The organism is Streptomyces sp. NPDC091412 (genome assembly GCF_044756885.1).
GTDB lineage: Bacteria > Actinomycetota > Actinomycetes > Streptomycetales > Streptomycetaceae > Streptomyces.
Map to the genome: position 1 here is coordinate 145,091 of NZ_JBIVTV010000003.1, position 18,500 is coordinate 163,590.

28 protein-coding genes are annotated in these 18,500 nt (G+C 69.8%); 22 read left to right on the forward strand and 6 right to left on the reverse strand.

Features of this window, described 5'->3' with window-relative positions:
* Positions 1-59: 59 nt before the first annotated feature.
* The 10 genes from ACIQMV_RS08680 (at position 60) to ACIQMV_RS08725 (ending at position 7,396) form a co-directional block, all read left to right on the forward strand.
* A complete protein-coding gene (locus ACIQMV_RS08680; protein ID WP_402592063.1) occupies positions 60-296 on the forward strand; it encodes a hypothetical protein in 237 nt (78 codons plus the stop codon).
* A 69-nt stretch (positions 297-365) separates the two neighbouring features.
* Positions 366-1,469, forward strand: coding sequence for a hypothetical protein (locus ACIQMV_RS08685; RefSeq protein ID WP_402592064.1), 1,104 nt, complete (start codon positions 366-368; stop codon positions 1,467-1,469).
* 185 nt (positions 1,470-1,654) lie between these two features.
* Complete coding sequence (locus ACIQMV_RS08690; RefSeq protein ID WP_402592065.1) at positions 1,655-1,843, forward strand: hypothetical protein; 189 nt, start codon at positions 1,655-1,657, stop codon at positions 1,841-1,843.
* Positions 1,844-1,962: 119 nt separating this feature from the next.
* Entirely contained in the window at positions 1,963-3,048 is a 1,086-nt protein-coding gene (locus tag ACIQMV_RS08695) for a hypothetical protein (protein WP_402592066.1), read from the forward strand.
* 2 nt (positions 3,049-3,050) lie between these two features.
* On the forward strand, positions 3,051-3,419 hold the full coding sequence (locus ACIQMV_RS08700) for a hypothetical protein (RefSeq protein WP_402592067.1): 369 nt from the start codon (positions 3,051-3,053) through the stop codon (positions 3,417-3,419).
* 81 nt (positions 3,420-3,500) lie between these two features.
* Complete coding sequence (locus tag ACIQMV_RS08705; RefSeq protein ID WP_402592068.1) at positions 3,501-6,071, forward strand: hypothetical protein; 2,571 nt, start codon at positions 3,501-3,503, stop codon at positions 6,069-6,071.
* A 13-nt stretch (positions 6,072-6,084) separates the two neighbouring features.
* Positions 6,085-6,312: a hypothetical protein gene (locus ACIQMV_RS08710; protein WP_402592069.1), complete on the forward strand. Its 228-nt coding sequence runs from the start codon at positions 6,085-6,087 to the stop codon at positions 6,310-6,312.
* A gap of 62 nt (positions 6,313-6,374) precedes the next feature.
* Positions 6,375-6,839 (forward strand): hypothetical protein, encoded by a 465-nt coding sequence (locus ACIQMV_RS08715; RefSeq protein WP_402592070.1) that lies wholly within the window; start codon positions 6,375-6,377, stop codon positions 6,837-6,839.
* A 12-nt stretch (positions 6,840-6,851) separates the two neighbouring features.
* Positions 6,852-7,085, forward strand: coding sequence for a hypothetical protein (locus tag ACIQMV_RS08720; protein WP_402592071.1), 234 nt, complete (start codon positions 6,852-6,854; stop codon positions 7,083-7,085).
* Positions 7,086-7,150: 65 nt separating this feature from the next.
* Positions 7,151-7,396, forward strand: coding sequence for a hypothetical protein (locus ACIQMV_RS08725; RefSeq protein ID WP_402592072.1), 246 nt, complete (start codon positions 7,151-7,153; stop codon positions 7,394-7,396).
* On the opposite strand, the gene ACIQMV_RS08730 is transcribed toward ACIQMV_RS08725, so the two are convergent.
* Positions 7,397-7,591, reverse strand: coding sequence for a hypothetical protein (locus ACIQMV_RS08730; protein ID WP_402592073.1), 195 nt, complete (start codon positions 7,589-7,591; stop codon positions 7,397-7,399).
* Between the two features lie 50 nt (positions 7,592-7,641).
* A complete protein-coding gene (locus tag ACIQMV_RS08735) occupies positions 7,642-7,917 on the reverse strand; it encodes a hypothetical protein (RefSeq protein ID WP_402592074.1) in 276 nt (91 codons plus the stop codon).
* Positions 7,918-8,080: 163 nt separating this feature from the next.
* Between ACIQMV_RS08735 and ACIQMV_RS08740 the strand changes: the two genes are divergently transcribed.
* The 8 genes from ACIQMV_RS08740 to ACIQMV_RS08775 are packed head-to-tail and all read left to right on the forward strand — an operon-like array spanning position 8,081 to position 11,333.
* Positions 8,081-8,476 carry a hypothetical protein gene (locus ACIQMV_RS08740; RefSeq protein WP_402592075.1) on the forward strand — a complete coding sequence of 132 codons (396 nt, stop codon included), beginning with the start codon at positions 8,081-8,083 and terminating at the stop codon, positions 8,474-8,476.
* 57 nt (positions 8,477-8,533) lie between these two features.
* Positions 8,534-8,950 (forward strand): hypothetical protein, encoded by a 417-nt coding sequence (locus ACIQMV_RS08745; RefSeq protein WP_402592076.1) that lies wholly within the window; start codon positions 8,534-8,536, stop codon positions 8,948-8,950.
* Positions 8,951-8,959: 9 nt separating this feature from the next.
* Positions 8,960-9,127 (forward strand): hypothetical protein, encoded by a 168-nt coding sequence (locus tag ACIQMV_RS08750; protein ID WP_402592077.1) that lies wholly within the window; start codon positions 8,960-8,962, stop codon positions 9,125-9,127.
* Complete coding sequence (locus ACIQMV_RS08755) at positions 9,127-9,582, forward strand: hypothetical protein (RefSeq protein WP_402592078.1); 456 nt, start codon at positions 9,127-9,129, stop codon at positions 9,580-9,582. Before ACIQMV_RS08750 ends, ACIQMV_RS08755 begins: the two co-directional genes overlap by 1 nt.
* A complete protein-coding gene (locus tag ACIQMV_RS08760) occupies positions 9,579-9,848 on the forward strand; it encodes a hypothetical protein (RefSeq protein ID WP_402592079.1) in 270 nt (89 codons plus the stop codon). Before ACIQMV_RS08755 ends, ACIQMV_RS08760 begins: the two co-directional genes overlap by 4 nt.
* A 9-nt stretch (positions 9,849-9,857) precedes the next feature.
* On the forward strand, positions 9,858-10,595 hold the full coding sequence (locus ACIQMV_RS08765) for a DUF4097 family beta strand repeat-containing protein (RefSeq protein WP_402592080.1): 738 nt from the start codon (positions 9,858-9,860) through the stop codon (positions 10,593-10,595).
* A gap of 11 nt (positions 10,596-10,606) precedes the next feature.
* Positions 10,607-10,882 (forward strand): hypothetical protein, encoded by a 276-nt coding sequence (locus tag ACIQMV_RS08770; protein ID WP_402592081.1) that lies wholly within the window; start codon positions 10,607-10,609, stop codon positions 10,880-10,882.
* A gap of 46 nt (positions 10,883-10,928) precedes the next feature.
* Positions 10,929-11,333, forward strand: a complete 405-nt coding sequence (locus ACIQMV_RS08775; protein ID WP_402592082.1) for a hypothetical protein — start codon at positions 10,929-10,931, stop codon at positions 11,331-11,333.
* A gap of 291 nt (positions 11,334-11,624) precedes the next feature.
* Here the strand turns inward: ACIQMV_RS08775 and ACIQMV_RS08780 are convergent, their stop codons facing one another.
* From ACIQMV_RS08780 to ACIQMV_RS08795, 4 genes are read right to left on the reverse strand one after another with little or no spacing between them, the layout of a single operon-like run.
* Complete coding sequence (locus tag ACIQMV_RS08780; RefSeq protein ID WP_402592083.1) at positions 11,625-13,292, reverse strand: hypothetical protein; 1,668 nt, start codon at positions 13,290-13,292, stop codon at positions 11,625-11,627.
* Between the two features lie 12 nt (positions 13,293-13,304).
* Positions 13,305-14,561, reverse strand: a complete 1,257-nt coding sequence (locus ACIQMV_RS08785; RefSeq protein ID WP_402592084.1) for a PBSX family phage terminase large subunit — start codon at positions 14,559-14,561, stop codon at positions 13,305-13,307.
* An 8-nt stretch (positions 14,562-14,569) separates the two neighbouring features.
* Positions 14,570-15,109 carry a hypothetical protein gene (locus tag ACIQMV_RS08790; protein WP_402592085.1) on the reverse strand — a complete coding sequence of 180 codons (540 nt, stop codon included), beginning with the start codon at positions 15,107-15,109 and terminating at the stop codon, positions 14,570-14,572.
* Positions 15,106-15,969 carry a hypothetical protein gene (locus ACIQMV_RS08795; RefSeq protein WP_402592086.1) on the reverse strand — a complete coding sequence of 288 codons (864 nt, stop codon included), beginning with the start codon at positions 15,967-15,969 and terminating at the stop codon, positions 15,106-15,108. The genes ACIQMV_RS08790 and ACIQMV_RS08795 overlap by 4 nt, the downstream gene beginning before the upstream one ends.
* Before the next feature lie 153 nt (positions 15,970-16,122).
* On the opposite strand from ACIQMV_RS08795, the gene ACIQMV_RS08800 reads away from it, so the two are divergent.
* Genes ACIQMV_RS08800 through ACIQMV_RS08815 form a run of 4 tightly spaced genes read left to right on the forward strand, consistent with a single transcriptional unit; the run spans position 16,123 to position 18,500 of the window.
* The gene (locus tag ACIQMV_RS08800; RefSeq protein WP_402592087.1) at positions 16,123-16,911 is read left to right on the forward strand and encodes a hypothetical protein; all 789 of its coding nucleotides are present in this window, start codon (positions 16,123-16,125) and stop codon (positions 16,909-16,911) included.
* A gap of 18 nt (positions 16,912-16,929) precedes the next feature.
* Positions 16,930-17,781: a P22 coat protein - protein 5 domain protein gene (locus ACIQMV_RS08805; protein ID WP_402592088.1), complete on the forward strand. Its 852-nt coding sequence runs from the start codon at positions 16,930-16,932 to the stop codon at positions 17,779-17,781.
* Positions 17,782-17,826: 45 nt separating this feature from the next.
* Positions 17,827-18,201 (forward strand): hypothetical protein, encoded by a 375-nt coding sequence (locus ACIQMV_RS08810; RefSeq protein WP_402592089.1) that lies wholly within the window; start codon positions 17,827-17,829, stop codon positions 18,199-18,201.
* Positions 18,201-18,500 carry a hypothetical protein gene (locus ACIQMV_RS08815; protein ID WP_402592090.1) on the forward strand — a complete coding sequence of 100 codons (300 nt, stop codon included), beginning with the start codon at positions 18,201-18,203 and terminating at the stop codon, positions 18,498-18,500. Before ACIQMV_RS08810 ends, ACIQMV_RS08815 begins: the two co-directional genes overlap by 1 nt.

Below are 18,500 nucleotides of genomic sequence, written 5' to 3' on the forward strand. Positions count from 1 at the left end.
CGCCGTCCACGGCTTCCAACCCCCAAGCACCACCTGACCGAGAGGTTCCGTGATCCCGCATGTCTACTTCCGTTCTGTCCAACGCCGACCTCGCCGCCACGACCGAGCTGGCCGCCAGGCGCCGCGCGAACACCACGGTCGCCGACGCGATGGCCGAGCTGTTCGGCGACTCGTTCGCCCGCGCCCTGCACCGGGAGACGAGGTGGAACGTGCCGGACTCGGAGCGCACCACCTGCCCGGTCCACGACGACTGGCGGTCGCACTGCTGGCACCTGCACCTCGCCCAGGCCGCCTGACCCCCAGAGCCGCCGGGCGCGGTCGTCCCCCGTCCCGCGCCCGGCACCCCATCCCCGAAAGGAGGGATCATGAGCTTCACCAGCACTCTGAAGTCGGCGGGCCGCCGCCTGGACGTGTTCGCTGTCATAGAGAAGCTGTTGACGGCCGCCTCGCTGGCCCTGGTCGCGATCACGGTCGGCGGGCAGCTCGGCCAGATGATCGGCGTGCACGGCACAGTCGGCACCGTGGTCGCCTGGTCGATCGCCATCGTGTACGACGCGCTGTGGATCGGCGCGCTGCGCATGTCGGAGGTTGCGATCCGGCAGCGGTCCACGGTCGGCACCGTCGCGATGCTGGGCCTGTCCGCGGTAGCGGTCGGAGTGTCGTCGGCGATTCTGCTGATCCTCGGCCACGCCAAGGTGTTCGCGTTCGTCCCGGTCGCTGCCGCCCTGTTCATGGGGCTGCGCCTGTTCGCCGGCAACGTGCTCGCCGACGCCGGCACCGCGGCGCAAATTGCTGAGCAGTCGGCGGCCGACCGTAACGCCCGGGCTCTGGCCGCGGCCGGCGCCCGGCATCTGCGTTCGGAGGCGACCACGGACGTGCTGACGGAGACCGCTGGCCATCTCGCGGAGATGCAGCGGCAGATCGCCCGCTCCGAGGTGCTGACGCAGGCCCAGGCCGAGATCAACAAGGCGCGCGCGAAGGCAGAGGAGCGGCTGCAGAAGTCGGAGACGGAGCACGGCGCGGCGGCCATCGCGTTCACCGGACGTGACCTGGCGCTGGCCGTGTCCCGGCCTGCGGTCACGGCTGGCGGTCACGCCCCGGCCGAGCTGGATGGTCACGCGGTGGTCACACAGGCCACCCCGGAAATTGAGGCCGTGACCGTTCCGGCCGTGACTGTGGACGAAACGGGCACGGTGACGGGGGCGGAGCAGGCTCCGATCCGCGACGACGCGACCCTGCAGGAACTTGCCGACGTTGCCGGCGTCGACCTGCCCAAGCCGGGCGCGCGACTGTCCGACGAGCAGCTCGCCGTCGTGCTGCGCTGGCTGCGGTACGGCATGGAGCCGCCCCGCTCCTACCGGCAGGCGCAGGCGGAGTTCCGTGCGGCCGGGTTCACCGCCCGCGAGGAGCGGATTCGCCGCGTGTGGGGCGAGATCGAAACGAACGAAGCCGTCACGCAGGCCAGCTAGCCGGCACCCCCAGTGAGGCCCAGCACCCCCACGGTTCTGGTCCTTGCTGAGACTGCCGGAAGCAGTCGACTAAGCAAAACCGCAGGTCAAGCCCGGTGAGTGAGCCGGTGAGCGGAACGTTCGCAGACCCGTCGAGCAGACCCCGGCACCCACCAGACCGACGAGCGAAAAGGAGGACAGCGGACGTGAGCGGCTCCACGTACTGGACCAAGGAGATCAAGCGGGCGGACCGGCGCTCCCCGAAGGAGGGAGCGACCCGCCGGCTGGATCGGCTGCGGAGCATGCTGCGCGGCCTGGATCCGGTAGTGGCCAACCGCGCGTGGGGCGAGATCGGTGATGCCCTCCAGCGCATCACCGACCGCTACACGCAGTGATCGTTCACTCGTTCATTCACCCCGGGGACAGATGAACTCTCCATGTGCTACGCGCGCACGTGCGCGCATGAGGAAGACGTTCACCCCACCCCGTCGCAGACAGTAAGGGAAGGAAGGGCATGGAGATCTTGCTCATCGCGGCGTGCGCGTGGCTCGTGCACACGGCCGGCGCGCAGAGCGAGCAGGCGAAGCTGGGACTGTCCCCGGCGCAGCGAGCCGTCATGAGGGAGCGCACGCGGCACGAGAAGGCCGTGCAGAAGATCGCCGACAGGTACGGCGTCGACACGCCGGACAGCGAAGCGCCAGCCGTCCCGCGGCAGGAAGCCGCCACCGCAACGGAAACTGCGGTGCCGCTGCCCGCAGCGTTCCGGTCCGGCTACCGCAGTCACACCCGCATCGAGCGCATAGCAACTCCGCTCGGTCGGCGCGCTGGAGGTTGGGCCGCGCAGGGCGTGGCCTGGGCCCAGGACACCGGCCGGGGCGCGGTGAGGGAGTACCGCAAGCGGCGCACCGCGGCAGGCGGCCAGGACCCGGCCCCGGTGCTGGTGCCGCTACCGCCGCGTCACGCACCCACGGTGCCGCGGATCCCCGACCAGCCGCCGACCGCCGCCGCCGACCAGCCGGCCGGCGTCACGCTGACGAAACCCACGCCGGACGCAGAGCCCGAGCAGCAGCCCGAGCAGGCCGCAGGGCCCGACCAGCCGGCAGGCCAGGACCCGAAGCCCGCGCAGGACACCGCGGAGCAGCAGCCCACCACGAAGCAAGGAGTTGGCCGGATGGCCGCAGAAGTGACCTACGAGTCCGTCATGGACGAGAGCGACGAACTGTCCCTGATGTGCGACGACGACAGCCACGTGTACGACCGGATCCGCGAGCGCTGCGAACGGGAGATCGGCCGAGCCGACGAACTGATCGCCGCCCTCGACAACGCCGGAGCCGGACAAGGAGTCATCGGCCGGGTCGCCACCTGCAAGGAGCAGTACCAGCTGCTCCTCGGCCAGATCGACGACCTGAAGACGAACACGATCGCCCAAGGCGAGGCCGTGGTGAAAGCCAAGGCCCTGCTGGAGGCGGGCCAGGGCGTCTACGCCGGAATCGCCCAGGACATGCAGTCCGTCGCCGACCGCGACTTCTACCTCGGCGACGCCGTCGACGGCGAGGACACCGCAGCCGACACCGAAACCTACGAGACGAAGGCAGCCTGACCATGACCGCCACCTATGTTGCAGTCCTCGCCCGCGCTGGCGCCTACGGCGTGCGCGCCGCCCGCACCCGGGCCGCAGTCGAACGACTGCAGTCCCGGTACGCGGACCGTGCCGAATCCGCCCGCTACCTGTCCGACGCGATGACCGTCCTGAACGTGGACGAGCCCACCACGACCGCCTACACGGAGATCGCGAACCTGTCGGCGGCCATGGCAGACAACGTCGGGCAGATCGTGTCCACCTCCGACGCCCTGTCGACTGCCGCGCAGGGCCTCGACGACGAGACGCGCAGCCAGCACAGCCGCATGGCCGACGCCAACCGCACCCACACCGTGCAGATGGCCGACCGCGCATTCATCCAGCGCCGCTAGCCGGCCCAGGCACGACACCACGAAAGGCGGGGCCACGGGCCACGAGGCCCCGCCCTTCACCACCCCGAATCGGAGAACCGGATGGCGACAACGACCGTACCCACCGCGCTTACGAAAGACGACACGACCGACGAGCAGGGGCTGACCGGGCTGCGCGTGCGGGCAGCGCAACTGCACAACCCTGGCCTGTACGTCGGGTCCGGGCTCGGCATCGCCTCCGGCTGGCTGACCGGCGACCCGCTGCTGCTCACCACCCTCGGAGCCACCGGCATAGCCGCAGGCTGGGGCGCCCTCGGCGTGAACCCGGGCCCGTGGCGGTGGCTGCCCGGGCAGGGCGAGCCGTGGCAGTGGATGTGCCGGGCCAGCGCCCGCGGCTACCGGCGCAAGGTCCGCCGGATGCGCCGCCGCCTCGGGGCAGATCACGGATATGCGCCGACCGTGGGCAGTAACGGGCTGCTTGTGCCGACGATCGGGATCGCTGACGGCTGGCGGCACCGGGACGACCGTGCAGACCTCGTGCGCGCCGCGACCGCCGAAACCCACCGGCTGCGCTGCACGACGCTGCGCAACCTGTGGACCGAGGGCCTGCCGAACTGGGGGCACGGCTGGTGGCGCCGCTACAGCCTGACCGAGATGGCGCTGCGGGCCGGACCGCTCGCCGTGGTTCCCGCGTCCGGGTTCGCCGAGCTGCCCTGGTGGGGCCGCCTCACTGTCATCAGCGCCAGCGCAGGCTGGGGGGCGACGATGTGGCGCCGCCCGGCCCCCGCAGTCGAGACGGCCGCCCGCCCGGAAGGCGTCGACTGGTACCTGGCCCGGTGGGCGGAGTGGATCGCCTGCGACGGCGGCCCACTGCCGGCCTCCAGGCTGGCCAGCGTCGATCTCGACGGCGACCGTCTCACCGCGGTCATCGTGTCGGCCACGGCCAAGCCCGCCCTGTCCGTCGGGCAGGACGCCGTCAGCATCGCGTTCGAGGTGCCGCCGCGCGCCGTCAACGCCTATCGGCCGGACGACATGCCCGCCAACCGAGCCAAGCTCACCGTCAGGCTGCGCACCAAGGCGGCCGAGCTGGACATGGCCGATCTGGCAGCCGTGTGGGAGGAGTTCACCCCCTACCCCGGCAGCAAGCTGTATGAGCCGGAAGCATCCCAGTTCGGCCGCCGCTTCAAGATCCTCATGCCGCGCCGTGGCGCCTCCGTCGCCGACGTGCAGCCCCGCGCCATCGCTCAAGCCCTCGACCTCGACGGCGAAGACGCCGTTGCCCGCCTGCACCTGCGTGTTCTCGACGCCCGCCGTATCGAGATCAACGAGATGACGACCAACCCGCTGCAGGGTGGCGTCCAGCTCGACCTGAAGGCGCTCGCCATGGACGACCAGGGCTACGTCACCGTCGGCAAGGACATCTACGGCCAGCCCGCCAAGTGGCGGCTGCTGAAGTTCGACCCCAAGCGGCGAGGGATCTCCGGGCGGCCGTCCGCGTCCGCCGTGCACTCCTTCGGCTCCGGCACCACCGGCGCCGGCAAGACCTCGCTCGAAGAAGACCTGCAGGTCGCGCAGCGCCTCAACGGGTTCATCTCCTGGCTCGCCGACGGCAAGGGCGGCGCAGGCTACGCCCCGTGGCTCAACGAGCTCGACTGGCTGGTCAAGTCCGCCTACGGGGCCATGCTCATGGGGCAGGCCGCCAACGCGGTCAGCGAGTACCGGTACGCCGAGCAGATGAAGCTGCAGTGGATCGACGCCGACGGATACACCGAACAGGGCCGCTCCTTCTTCGTCCCCGGCGACCCGTTCGCCCCGATGGCCGTCACCTGGGACGAGTTCAACGAGATGGTCCTCAAGGACCCCCAGGCGGACCACGTCAAGCCGCTCCTGCGGTCCGTGTCCAGCGTCGGCCGGCTCTCCCGGGCGGCCGGCATCAGCGCACGAGTCTGGGTGCAGATCCCGAACCTGGACGCCATCGGCTCCGACGGCAGCGCCAACGCCATCAGGGACATGCTCCAGTCCGGCAACATCGCCCTGTTCCGCACGGCGCGGAAGGACGTCGACACGATGTCGCTGGGCTCCCGCACCCCCGAGTTCCGGCTCGCGCCGCTGCCCGAACGCTTCCCGGACGGCTCAGAGACCGGCGGCCTGTTCTACATCGCCGACGGCAAAACCCAGTACACGCAGTCCCGGGCCATGTTCCACACCAACCCGGCCCGGGTCGCCCGCCAGTTCCCGATGGAAACGCTGACCGGCCCGGAGGCGGACGCCGCAGCCGCCGCCGGCCCCGCAGGCATCGCCTACCTGCGCCGGGCCGAGTACCGGCACATGGACGCCGTCGAGGAAGAAGCCTTCCTCCGCGACCTGGTCAAGCAGGAGACCACCAAGAACGGCAAGCAGAAGACCGTCATCGACACGAAGCCGGCCCCGGCCGCCGCAGACGTCGACGACGACGACCTGGACGAGCTCGTGCCGCCCACCCGCTCCCAGCTCGTCTGGCATGCGGTCGACGGCGGAGCCCGCCGCAACAAGCAGATCGCCGAGGTCACCGACCTCAAGCCGACCAACGTCGCCAACGCCACGACGCGTCTGGAACGCCTCGGCAAGCTCACCAAGAAAAACCGCGACTGGCACACCGCCGAACAGCTCGACACCGAACCCACCAGCGCCTGACAGGAGTCAACCCATGACCATCGCCATCAGCACCCTGTTCTTCATCGTCTGCGTCGGCCTCGCCATCTGGTTCAAGAAGGACTCGTCCTTCCGCCCCCGCGAGGTCATCGCCGTGTCCGCGTTCTGGATCCTCTTCGTCGCCACCCCGTTCGGCTCGGGCGTCGTCAAGACGATGCAGGACGCGATCGGCAGCGGAGCTCAGACCGGAGTCGCCACCGTCACCTCCGTCTCGTCCAAGTAGCCCCCTCGGCGGCCCGCAGACGGCGGGCCGCCCCCTCATCGACCCGGAAGGAGACCCACCTCATGAACACGCAGCCTGAGCCCACCGACCGGGCCGAAGTTGCCAAGCTCGCCAACGCCGTCGAGGAAGCCCTCGCCGCGCACGTGCAGACCAGCTACCGCGACGACACCCTGCCCAGCGCCCCCACCATCGGCCCGACCCCGCCCGTGCTGCAGCCCGACAATCGGATCGTCCCCGCCTGGGCGGCCGGTATCGCTGTCGCCTCCATCGGCGTCGGCGCCGGCATCACCGGCATCGGATGCGGCGCGTGGCTCGTCCTCAAGGGCCTCGCCTCCGTCACCTTGAACGGAGTCCTGATGGTCACCCTGCCGATCGCCGCAGCCGCCATGCTCGCTACTGCCATTGGCGCGGCCATCGGCAGGGCCCGCTCCACAGTCACCACCAACATCTACAAGGGCACCGTCAATCAGAAGAACGTCCACAGCAGCACCCGCGGTCTGTGGGCCAAGACCACCAACCAGCAGTAGGAGGAGACCCCCGTGCCCGTCCCCGTCTGGTGGCCGCAGGTGGCCGCCACGACCCGCCAGATGCGCCGGTTCACCGGCATGCTCCTCGACCTCGCCACTCCCGACTGGGACGGGTACACGATCACCCTCGTGTTCCCCGGCGAGAGCGCAGCAGTGTGGCGGGACAGCTGCAGCGGCCGGATCCTCACCGCGGCACTCCGCCACCACGGGGTGCACGTCGCCGTGAACGTGACGGCAGCCGGCTGATCAGCCAGAAACGACCAAACCCCGGCCGCAATCCGCGGCCACGACAACGAGCGAAGGAGACTCTGATGGAACCGACGATCTACGGCATGGAACTGGACCCCGGCATGGAGATCGAGGATGGCGTCCCTGACTGCTGCTACGGCCCGATGGAGAAGAAGGGGGCGGAGTCCTGCACCTGCTGCACGCCGGAGGACACCGACGGTTCTGGCACGGGCGTCCACGTCGAGTACGTGTGCGGCGACTGCGGCACTGTCGTCGAGGTGAGCGGACTTGGCCTCGTCTGGGACATCCGCGAGAAGCAGACCGCCTAATCACCCAGACACGCGAGGACCCCGGCCTTCCCCGGCCGGGGTCTTCGTCGGTACGGCGCGGGCGACCCAGTCGTGGCCGGTGGTGCTGTTCGGCAGCGTCACCGGCCGGGCGTCCAGCCGCTCGCACATCCGATCCAGCTCCCGCTGGCAGATCTCGCGAGTCCTGCCGCGCACCATGTAGACGATTTCGTCCATGAACGCAGTGTGCCCCGCCCCACACTCGGGCGGGGCAGGTTCGGGGGAAGTCAGGCGTCGGGCTCGGCGGCCCGCTTCGCCTCGACCTCGCGGCCGACGGTGGGGGCGCGCTTGCGTTCGGCGCCGACGTTGCGGGCGATGCGGCGGAAGAACTCGTCGGACAGGCCAGTGAGCTTGGCGAGCTCGGCGGGGGTCGCGCCGGCCAGGAGATCCTTCGCGGCCTGCTCCTTTACGGGGTCGCGGAGTTCGAGGGCGCCGTCGTGGAACCGCTTGTGTCGGGCATAGAGGCGGGTGGCCTCTTCGTCGGGTGTGTAGTCGCTGGCCATGCGCCCATCGTCGCACAACTGGTTGGCCACCAGGAAGGCCAGTTCCGCCTCACGCGACAAAGGATCTTGAGGGCAACTGTCTGGCCTCTTGCATGGCCAACAAGTTGGCCTATAGAGTGGAGTCATCGCAAGGCAGCAAGCCGCACCAAGGGGGAACCACCGCATGAACGCCGCCGCCCAGATCCGCCGGACCCACGCCGCCGCCCAGACCGTGACCAAGGCCCTCGCCTACCGGTCCCGCAGCGGCCAGATCGCCGCCGACCTGGAGAACGGCCGGCTCGTCCGCACCGGCGACATCCTGGACCGGCTCGGCGCTGGCGGCCTCAAGGACGGCTACCAGAGCTGGTACGGCAAGCACGTGGCCAAGGCCTACCGGGCGGCCACCGAGCGCGAGCCGATCCGCTGCTGGGTGCAGCACCGCACGACCGGCAAGTGGATCCACGCAGCGGTCTACTCCCCGTTCGACCTGTCGCTGTACATCGGCCTCGCCACGTACAAGCGCACCGCCCACCTCGCCCGGCCGGCCTTCTACCAGGCCGCCTACGCGGAGGCTGCGTAGGCCAACTTCACGACGCACCAGACGAACCAGCCCGGCCCGACCCCTTCGGAGAACGGAATGCCCTGCTCGTCCATCACCCTGCACCGTGTGATCGTCCACGCGCCCAGTGAGCGCACGGCGTCGGGTTGGCGGATGGTCACCCCGCCCGCTGACGCTTTCGACCCGGCCAAGGTCCGCGTCACCCCGGTCAGCGAGGTCCGCCCCGGCGACACGGTGATCGGCACCATCCAGCCGCACTACGGCCCGCTGCTCCAGCCCCTCGACTGCGCGCAGTGGGTGTCGTACTTCTCCCACGCCAGCCAGCCGCAGGAGCACGGCGCGCGCCCGTTCGACCCGCAGCACTGCGACTGGTGCGTGCACAACGCCTACGTCCTCGGTGTCGGTGTCGACTCCGGCTACTGGACCGTCGACGGCTGCACCACCTACAGCCCGGACAGCCTGCTCCTCGTCATCCCCCGTGAACTTGCCGCCTAGGAGAACCCCATGGCCGACACCACTAACACCAAGGACCGCAGCGCCGCCCCCGCCGCCAGCCCCGAGGGCCGCAGCATCCGGCCCGTCATCGAGCACGCGCTCATCGACTACGGCTACAGCCCCGAGACAGCCAACGCCGTCATCGAGATGCTGATCGCCGAAGCGAGGGCCGAATGATGCCGATCTACCTCAAGGCGCCCGCCTACCGCAACGGCGGTCCCGACGGGCGGGGTTGGACCCGGATGGCCATCAACTCCATGGCCGTCGGCGTCAACGACGAGTGTGCCCTGCGGCCTCACGACTACAGCCACCTGCGCGAGTCCCACGCCGACACGCGGCGCGCCCGCTGGGGCGGCTACGGGTCGTGCATCAGCGGCGGTCACTGCGAGTCCTGCCCGATCTTCAAGGCGGTCCCGCTCACTCTGACCGCGCTCACCGACCGCGTTCTGGTACGCAGCGGTCCTGGCGGCAGCCCCTACCTGATGAACAGGCCTGAGGATGGCTGGGCGTCGGTGGCGCGCCGCTGGACGTGGCGGGACCTGGCCCGGCTGAACGGCTGGACGGTCGGCCGCCGCCACCAGGACGAGCACAGCGACGGCTTCTGGCTGGAGCGAGCGGAGGACCCGTCGTGATCGCCCCGCTGCGTTTGGGTGTGCCGGTCCCGGATGCGGTCGCGCTCCGGGCCGGCCTCCAGCTCCCGACCCGCGTGAAGCGGGCGGTCGACGAGGCGGCCCTGTGCGGCAGGCTGCTCACGTCCCGCTGCCTGGCCGCCGCTGATGACCGCACCGAGCCGACCGTCCGCCTGCAGGCCCGACTCGCCACTGCGAACAAGACGCTCGCTGCCTACGACCCCCGCCTCGTCACCCGCTGGGCAGACCTGCCCAGCCTCAACCACTAAGGAGCAATCATGGAGCGCACGTTCACGACCACGACCGCCGGGCCCGTTGCCCTCAACCTGCCCGCCGGGAACGCCCGCGTCACCGTCGACAAGACCGCGAAGACCGCCACCATCCGCCTGCACACCACCGACCGTGAAGGCCCCTCCGCCGACGCCATCCAGCGGACTACTGCCAGCACCAGCCACGGTCTCGCCGTCACCGTGCCCGACACCGGAGGCAACAGCGGCGTCACCGTCATCAGCGCCGGCAGCAGCTACAGCAGCATCAGCATCGGTGGCGGCGGAACCGTCATCGTCAACGGGCAGCGCATCACCGGCGGACAGATCTCCAACGGGATCACCGCCGACATCACCGTCCCGCCCGGCAGCGCGCTGACGTTCCGCTCGAAGTCCGCCGACCTGCGCGTCACCGGCCCCCTCGCCAGCCTGGACGCGACCACCGTGTCCGGCGACATCGAAGCCGGAGTCGTCGGCGCCATCACCGTGCAGAGCACGTCGGGCGACATCGACATCGACGCCGTCTCGCAGCAGTTGGCGGCGAGCACCGTGTCCGGGGACATCGAGATCGGCTCCTACAGCGGCGGGCAGGCCATGCTCAACGCCGTCTCCGGAGATCTGACCCTGTCCGCAACCCCGGCAGCGTCGGGCATGCTGTCGGCGCGAACGGTGTCCGGGGACGTCCGCCTTCGCGGCGCCCGGCACCTCAACCCGCAGACGTCCACCGTGTCCGGCCGCGTCCGCTCATGACCGCCCGCCGTATGAGCGCCCGTCGTGCCCGCGCCATCATCGACGCCGCCGCCCTGGTGAAAGCCCCCGACTGGCGGGAGTCCCGCGAGTGGCATGTCGTGTCCGGCGGCGAGGTGCTGGTCGTCATCGTCCCGTCCTACGGCGGCACCAGCCGGTCGGGCCGGAACGGGTGGCGGTGGCGGCTCGCCGACAGCCCCGGATTCACAAGCACACCCGAACCCACCCGGGAGAAAGCCGCCGTCGCCGGACTCGCCGCATGGATACGGTGGGCAACCCGCAAGCCGTAACAACCACCGACCAACCCACCACCAACTGCCCGCACTTGGAGGCACGATGGCAACCACCAACTCCGCCCGCACCTTCCCTCTCGCGGACATCCTGACCATGACCACCGGGCGCCTGCTGTCCGCCCGTCACATGGACGGCGTCTACGACATCGCCAACTGGATGACCGGCGAGAGTCTCATGACCCACCAGCTTCCGCGCGCCGCCGACGCCTGCGGCCCGGCCCTCCTCGCCCAGCACCCGCAACTGAAGGGCGTCGAGCCGCCCGCCGGTGTCGACGCCCCCGACCTGATGGCATGGCTCGCCAACACCGAACGTGAGTACGGCCACGAACTCTCCGTCGCACCCCTCGCCGCAGAGCAGTGGCGTCACCAGGACCCGATCGAGGAACTCTGCGACATGGTCGGCCCGGAGCGGGTCGTCGTTGCCCCGCTGCCCGCGCGGGAGGAGTAGCTCACCCCCACCCCCGTGAGGCCCGCCCTCCGGCGGGCCTCACGCATGCCCGGGCGGCGGCGGGCACACTGGTTCGAGGATCAACCTGAGGAGGTGAGTTGATGCCGAGCAAGCGAGGGCGCGTGAGGAGCCAGGCGCAATGGAGGTGGATGTACGCTGCCAAAATGCCCTTCGCCAAACGCTGGAGTCGGGCCAGGAAGCGCAGCCACGGCAAGAAGGTCGGCTACCGAACCCTTCCCGCGCGCAAGGGCGTCCGCCGCCGCTGACCCCCGCGCGAGCCCCCGCCCACCATTACGCCGCCTGCAGCTCGCCCGGCTGCCCGTCCTCGTCCGCGCCCGGCTGCACGTCCTCCGGTGCCGGGTCCGCCTCCGGGGCGCCCGCGTTCGGATCCCCGCCCGTGTTGTACGGGTCCCCGGCCGGGACGCCGTCGCCGTGCTTGTCGGCCTGGATGCGGCGGACCTCCTGCCACACCTCGCTGTCGTCCCACTCCGGGTTGCGCATCTTCACCTTCATGTACGTGGAGATCGCGCCTGCGGAGTCGAGCAACTGGAGGGTGCGCGCGGTGGCTTCCTGGTCCGGCTGCACCGCCTGCGGCCACGACGCCGTCAACTCCGCCGCCGGGTCCACGTCCTTCGCGCCGCAGTGGATCACGTCCACCATCATCATCGTCGTCAGGAACTCCAACAACGCCGGCCGCTGATACAAGATCTTCAGGCCGCGCGTCGACAGGGACAGCTCCTTCCGGGCCGCGACCTCCGTCGCCGTCACCGCGACACTCCCCTCATCGCCGAAGCTCTGACCCGAGTAGCCGGCCGAGGCCAGGATCTGCGCCCTCAACGCCTTGCACGTCCGCTCGTGCTCGTCGACGCGAATGTTGAACTGCACCTCGGTGATGGAGTCCTTGCTGCCCTCGTCGAGCATGTTGAGGCCGACGCGGACTTCCTGCTCCAGGTTGAACGACCCGCCCGTGCCCGGGCCGTCGGTGTCGAGCATCGACTGCGGCAGCAGCAGCCGCGCCTTCCCCAGCCGCAGATCGCGGAGCCAGCTCGTCCACGATTCGTCGAGGGCGTCCATGAGCGGCTCGATCCCCGCATAGTCGGAGCGGCCGAGCGGGGCCGTGTTCGGGATGCCGTCCCACAGCCGGTTCGGCAACATGTTCGGCAGGTGGGTGATGAGCAGCCGGTCGACCCCCGTCGCCTGCCGCCCCTGGCTGTCGGTGCGGCCCGCCAGGAACTCCGTGTCCGGGTGGTCGGCGAGGTCCATGCGCATGCCGAGAACCCCGACACCACCCTTGTACAGGCCGTACTCGATCACACCCGGCGTGTGGTACTCCAGCAGCCGCCACACCTGGTTGGCGTCCGTCAGCGGCTCCAACTCCTGCCACACGACCGCAGCAGCCAGCACCCCCCACCGCCACTCCGGGACGACCGCCGACGCCTGGATCACATCACCCCACGGCCGCGGACGCAGCGACGTGTCCCAGACGACCCGCAGGTACACGTTCGACAGGCCGGCCGTCATCTCCGCCGCCTCCCGCAACTTCGCGTGACCGCGGTCGTCGAGGTAGCGGCCGATCTGCGCCGTCGTGCTCTTGGCCATGTCCGCGTCGCTCGTCGAGTCCAAGTCGACCGTGACCTGCGGGACCTCCGACCACAGCAGGTTCGCCGACATCTCCGCGATGTCCCCGGCCAGCGGGACGTGGAGCTTGGCGGCCTGCTGGCCGGGCGCAGGGTCCTGGCCCCAGAACATGCGGGGCTCGTTGCCCGCCGCGCGCCGCTTGTCGACCTCGAAGAACTCGCGGGCGATCCCGTTCCGCGTGTACGCGGCAGCACCCCCATACACCGCGGCCAGATGCCCCGTGTCCCCGGCATACCAGGCCCGCCACATGTCCATATCGGCGTGCGGGAGTTCAAGCTGCGGCGGCGGCCACGGGACGTTCCCAGACGGAGGCAGCGGCATGACGAGTCCTTCCTAAGCGGCCAGCGAGAGCTTGGAGTGCCACAGCGGGCGAGTCGTAAATGTGACGTAGCGGGAACTGTCGATCCCGTGATCGTTGACCTTGATCGGCTTGTCCTCGCCCTTCTCCGCCGCCTTGTCATCCCAGGCGTAGCCAGGCATTTCAGCGATCAGGCCGCGGCACGAGGAGTGCACCAGCAGCTTCCCCGCGGCGAGCAGCGTGGACAGGGTGCGGATCCCGTCGAGGACATCGTTACGGGCCGGGGTCGGGGTGAGCTTGTCCCGCTTCAACTGCGTGATGAAGCTGGCCGCCGACGGGTCGACCGTGACAAACGACGGGCGCACCGCGCCGATGCCAGGCACGTCGCCGAGCCAGCCGCGGAGCCGCTGCGAGTATTCGAGGTCGGTGAGCTGCTTCCGCTGGTGCCGGCCGTCGTACCTCCACTCGGATGCGACGTACAGGCGCCGGTCTTCGCCGAGCCCGAGCAGGGTGGCGTGGAACGGATTTTGTACGCCGTAGTCGACGCCGACGCCGATCCAGCGGTGCATGCGGGGCAGGCTGGTGACGACGTGCCGCTCCTCGTCCCACATGTCGAAGACGGCACCCTCGGCGGCGATCCAAAGGCCCTCTATGAACCTTTTGTAGAAGAGTGTCCCTTCTCCGTATTCCGCCTTGATCGACTCCACGTAGGAGGTGGTTAGGGACGGGTTGTCGTCGAGGGTGAAGTGCCAGTGCCCGATGTTCAGTTCGTGGGCGCGGTCGATAAAGTCCCGCTTGAACCAATGGGCGGAGCTGTCCGGATTCGTGGTCCCTATGAGTTTCGCGCCGGGCACACTGAGCCGTCCGAGCAACTGTTTGAAAAATGCCTCCGGCAAAAGCGTGATCTCATCGGCTACGGCCAAACACACGCTGGCTCCGCGAAGCCGCCCCTCCGCTCGGGCGTCCGCTGCACCTACGAGATGCACGGTGCGTCCCAGGATCGTCGCCGTCGTCGACCCCCGTGTGTGCACCACATGCGCCGACAGGGCGCCGAACAGGGCCGGGTCCTGCAGCGGTTCGATCAAGTTCCGCTCGATAGTCTGCAGGGACCTACCCGCGATGATCACCAACCCCGTGGACGGTGCCACCGCCAACGCGATCAGAAACGCGATCAGCGACGCGATCGTCTTTCCCGACCGGATCGCCCCGCTCCAGATCGAGATGCGATGCCGCGCCGACTGCGCGATCGACCGCAACTGCTTACGCGACGTCGGCAGGCTGGACAGGTCCACGGCAGTACCTACTCGCCGCCGTCGTCGGCCGGCTCGTCATCCTGCGAGGCCAGTTCGACGATCCCCTGGGCGAGCTTCCCGAGCATCGACTTCGCGTCGTCCGCGCCACCGCCCGACGTCTCCGGCGGTGCGAGCTTCAGCGACCGGTCCGCGGCTGTGCTGGCAGCGGACACGAGGGCGCGCCGTTCGACGGCCGGCGCCTCTTCGAAGGTGTGCTCCTCGTAGACGTTGTCTTTGCCGCCGAACGCGTACACGGTGGTCGGCTGGTAGACCCGGTCGAGGGAGTCCTCGGCGACGTCGTGGAACTGCTCGGCGAGGAGTGACCGGCGCTCCGCCAGGTCGGCGAGGCGCGCCGCGGTTGCCGCCTGGATCTTCGATCGGTCGAACGTGAGGCCGAGGTGGGCGGCGGTGCGGGAGACGACCGAGTTCGTGATGCCCATCTCGCGGGAGATCGCATTGCGCCCGAGTCCCTGCGCGTGCAACTCGCGCAGTTCGTCCCAGCGGTCTTTGCCCATCATGCCGTAGTGGTTCGTGTGCAGGCGGCTCATGCGGGCCTCCAACTGGTGCGTGCCTGCTGGCGCAGGAGGGTGGGCAGGGGCGTGCCGGTGACCGGCCACTTCGGCGACCACGGGATCAGTCCGCACCGGCAGTGGGGGTGCCTCGGAGGCGAAGGGATCGGGTCGGGGAACACGGTGCGCCGCGGGTCGAGGGTGAGGCCGCCGGGGAATTGGCCGCCGGGTCGGATGTGGTGGCCGGCGTAGGCGCGGCATGCTGCGCATGCTCCGGGTTCGGTGATCCAGAGGAGGCGGACGCCGTCGCCGAGGGTGCGTGCGACGAGTCGGGCGGCGTTGGCTGCGGCGTGGCCGACGGCTGTGGCGATGCCGCGTGAGATCCGGCCGACCGCCCGCCGGGCCCGTTTGAACACGGAGTGGAGTCCGGCGAGGCCCATGGCGGTGAGTCCGGCGGCGGTGAGGAGGGCGAGCGCGTGCCCGTGCTCTTCCTCAACTGCGGCGGGGATGGCGTCGGCTGCGGCCTGCGCCTGGTCGCCGATGGTGGGGGAGACCGGCGGTGTGGGTTGGCCGCGCATGGCCGTGGCGAGCGCCGAGGCGTGCCGCGCGCTGTCGTGGGCTGCGGTGAACGCCGCCCGTTCGGCGGCGGCTTGGGCCTGCCGGCCCTTGCCTGAGAAGGCTTGGTCGAGGATCTTCCGCACCCAGGCGATCAACTCGGCGAGCTTGTCGGGGATTTGCTGGCCGCTGGTTTCGCGGACCCACCTGGTGACGGCCGCTTGCTGTGCGTCGGCGATGGCGGTGGCGAGGGGCCGGGTGGCGTCGGCGACCGCGCGCTGCTCGAGCGTCCGGAGCTTGTCGGGTTGCTGCTGTGCGAGTGCTGCGATGCGTTGGCTGTCCATCTGACACCCCCTCCCTGATCTACGAATCTAAGGGAATCTTGCCTTCTCGCCTTTGATTGTGCAGCATTGGGGGTGGTTGAGGGTTAACATCGTGGCCAACGCGTAGCGATCAAGGCATCGCCAACCCGCGCAGGCCGCCCAAGGAGGCACCGAATGTCGACCCCCGCCCAGCCCGACAGCACGACCGCAGAGCCCGGCAGCCAGCCGGCCACTCCGCCCGCGCCGACGGCACCCGCGCCGACTCCGCCAGAGCCGACCGCACCCGCCCAACCCGCCACGCCCGAACCCACCGAGCCGACCACGCCCGAACCCAAGGCCAAGGCGCCCACGTTCACAGGCGAGTTCGACCCCGCGAAGTTCGAGAAGCTCGTCGAGAACATCCGCGGCGACGTCGCAGCCGAGAAGGCCAAACGCGAAGCCGCAGAGAAGAAGGGCCAGGAGGAACAGGCCGCCTTCATGAAGAGGGTCGCCGCCGCCTTCGGGCTCGAGACCGACGAGCAAAAGCCGCCCACCCTCGAGGAGCTCGCCCAGCAGTTGGAGGAGTCCCGCGGAGAGACCAAGGCGTCCCGCGACGAGACCCGCCAGACCAAGGTCGAGCTCGCCGTCTACAAGGCGGCAGGACCCCTCGGCGCGGACGTGTCCCTGCTGACAGCCGTCCTCGCCCACAACGGTCAGCTCGACAAGCTCGACCCGGCCAGTGACACCTTCACGGCCGACGTGGAGCAGGCAGTCAAGGCAGCCGTCGAAGCGAACTCCAAGCTCAAGGCGCAGGCGCCGGAGCCGAAGGAGCCGCAGCCGACGCCGGCCGGAGGCGCGCCGATGGATGGGGCGCCGGGCAGCAAGCGGCAGCTGGGGGCGAAGGACGTGGCGCGCATGACCCCCGCAGAGATCACCAAGGCCGTAGCGGAAGGCAGGCTGAACGCCTACCTCGGCAGCGGCTGATGGCCACTAGGAGCCTCCGTGTCCGTTGCCAACTTCAAGCCTGAGATCTGGTCTGCGCAGCTCCTGACTGCGCTTGAGGGTGCGCTCGTGTACGCGCAGCCGCAGCTGGTGAACCGCAACTACGAGGGCGAGATCAGCTCTCACGGTCAGTCGGTCCACATCACGACCATCGGCGACCCGACGATCTTCGACTATGACAAGACCAGCAAGCTCAACTACGAGGAAGTCGAGACCGCCGGCACCGACCTGATCATCGACCAGGCGAAGGCGTTCGCGTTCCGCCTGGACGACGTCGACAAGGCGCAGGTCCTGGTCAACCCGATGATGCAGATGTCGCAGAACGCCGCCTACGGCCTTCGCGACAAGGCCGACGCCTACGTCGCCAGCCTCTACACCGGCGTCGCCGCATCGAACACCATCAACTCCACTGGCTCCGCGCAGAGCCTCGGCACCGCGACCGACGCCTACGACAAGGTGCTCGTCCCGCTGCGTACCCGACTGAACAGGTCGAACGTGCCCACCGAGGGCCGGTACGTCGTCGGCAGCCCGGAGTTCACCGGCGCGCTGCTGAGGGACGACCGCTTCGTCCGCGTCGACGCCTCCGGCACCGACAGCGGGCTGCGCAACGGCATCGTTGGCCGGGCTGCCGGCTTCGACGTCCTCGAGTCGAACAACACCCCCAACCCCACAGGTCAGGTCCAGGTGATCCAGGCCGGCTACCCGGGTGCGATCACCTACGCCGAGCAGATCCTCGAGACGGAGGCGCTGCGCCTGCAGGACACGATCGCGGATGCGATCCGGGGCCTGCACGTGTACGGCGCGAAGCTGCTGCGGCCCACGGGTATCGCGGTCGCTTTCGTCACCCCGTGAGCAGTGATCCTCGCCGCCGCCTCTTCTGACCCCGGGAGTTCCCCCATGCCTCGCACCGCCGTCTCGTACAGCAAGCTCGTCCCGAATGGCCGTCTCACGGATCCGGCCGGGACCACCGTCGACTCGACGCTCGTCACCAACGGTGTGACGATCGACGCCGCGGATCCGGAGCACACGCTCATCCGCGTCACCAACTCCGCCGCCGGAGCGAAGAACGTCACCGTCAAGGCGGGCGTGGGCCGCCAGTCGTGGATGGCCGGGGCGGGTGACTACACCCAGTCCGTCGCCGCGTCGAGCACGGCGTGGCTCGGCCCGTTCACCAGCGCCCGGTTCCAGCAGAAGGGCTCCAAGCTCTTCCTGGACTTCGAGTCCGGCACCACCGGCACGGTCACCGTCTTCAAGCTCCCCAAGGCGCTCTGATGGGACGCGAGTACCAGGGGTCGGGCGGTCTGCGCCTGCACCTGGACGAGCCACTGTCCCCGCAGATGGCCGACCAGATCGCGCGCGGCCACCTCGTCCCCGTCGACGGCGACGAGCCGGAGCAGGCCAGCGACGAGCCGACGCCGGTGGAGAAGCCGGCCGCGACCGCCAAGGTCGCCGACTGGCGTACCTACGCGGTCAGCCTCGGCATGCCCGAGGACGACGCCGTGGCGGCGACCAAGGGCGACCTGCAGGACTGGGTGCAGGTCCACGAGGACGCCAACGGGTCGGGGGAGTAA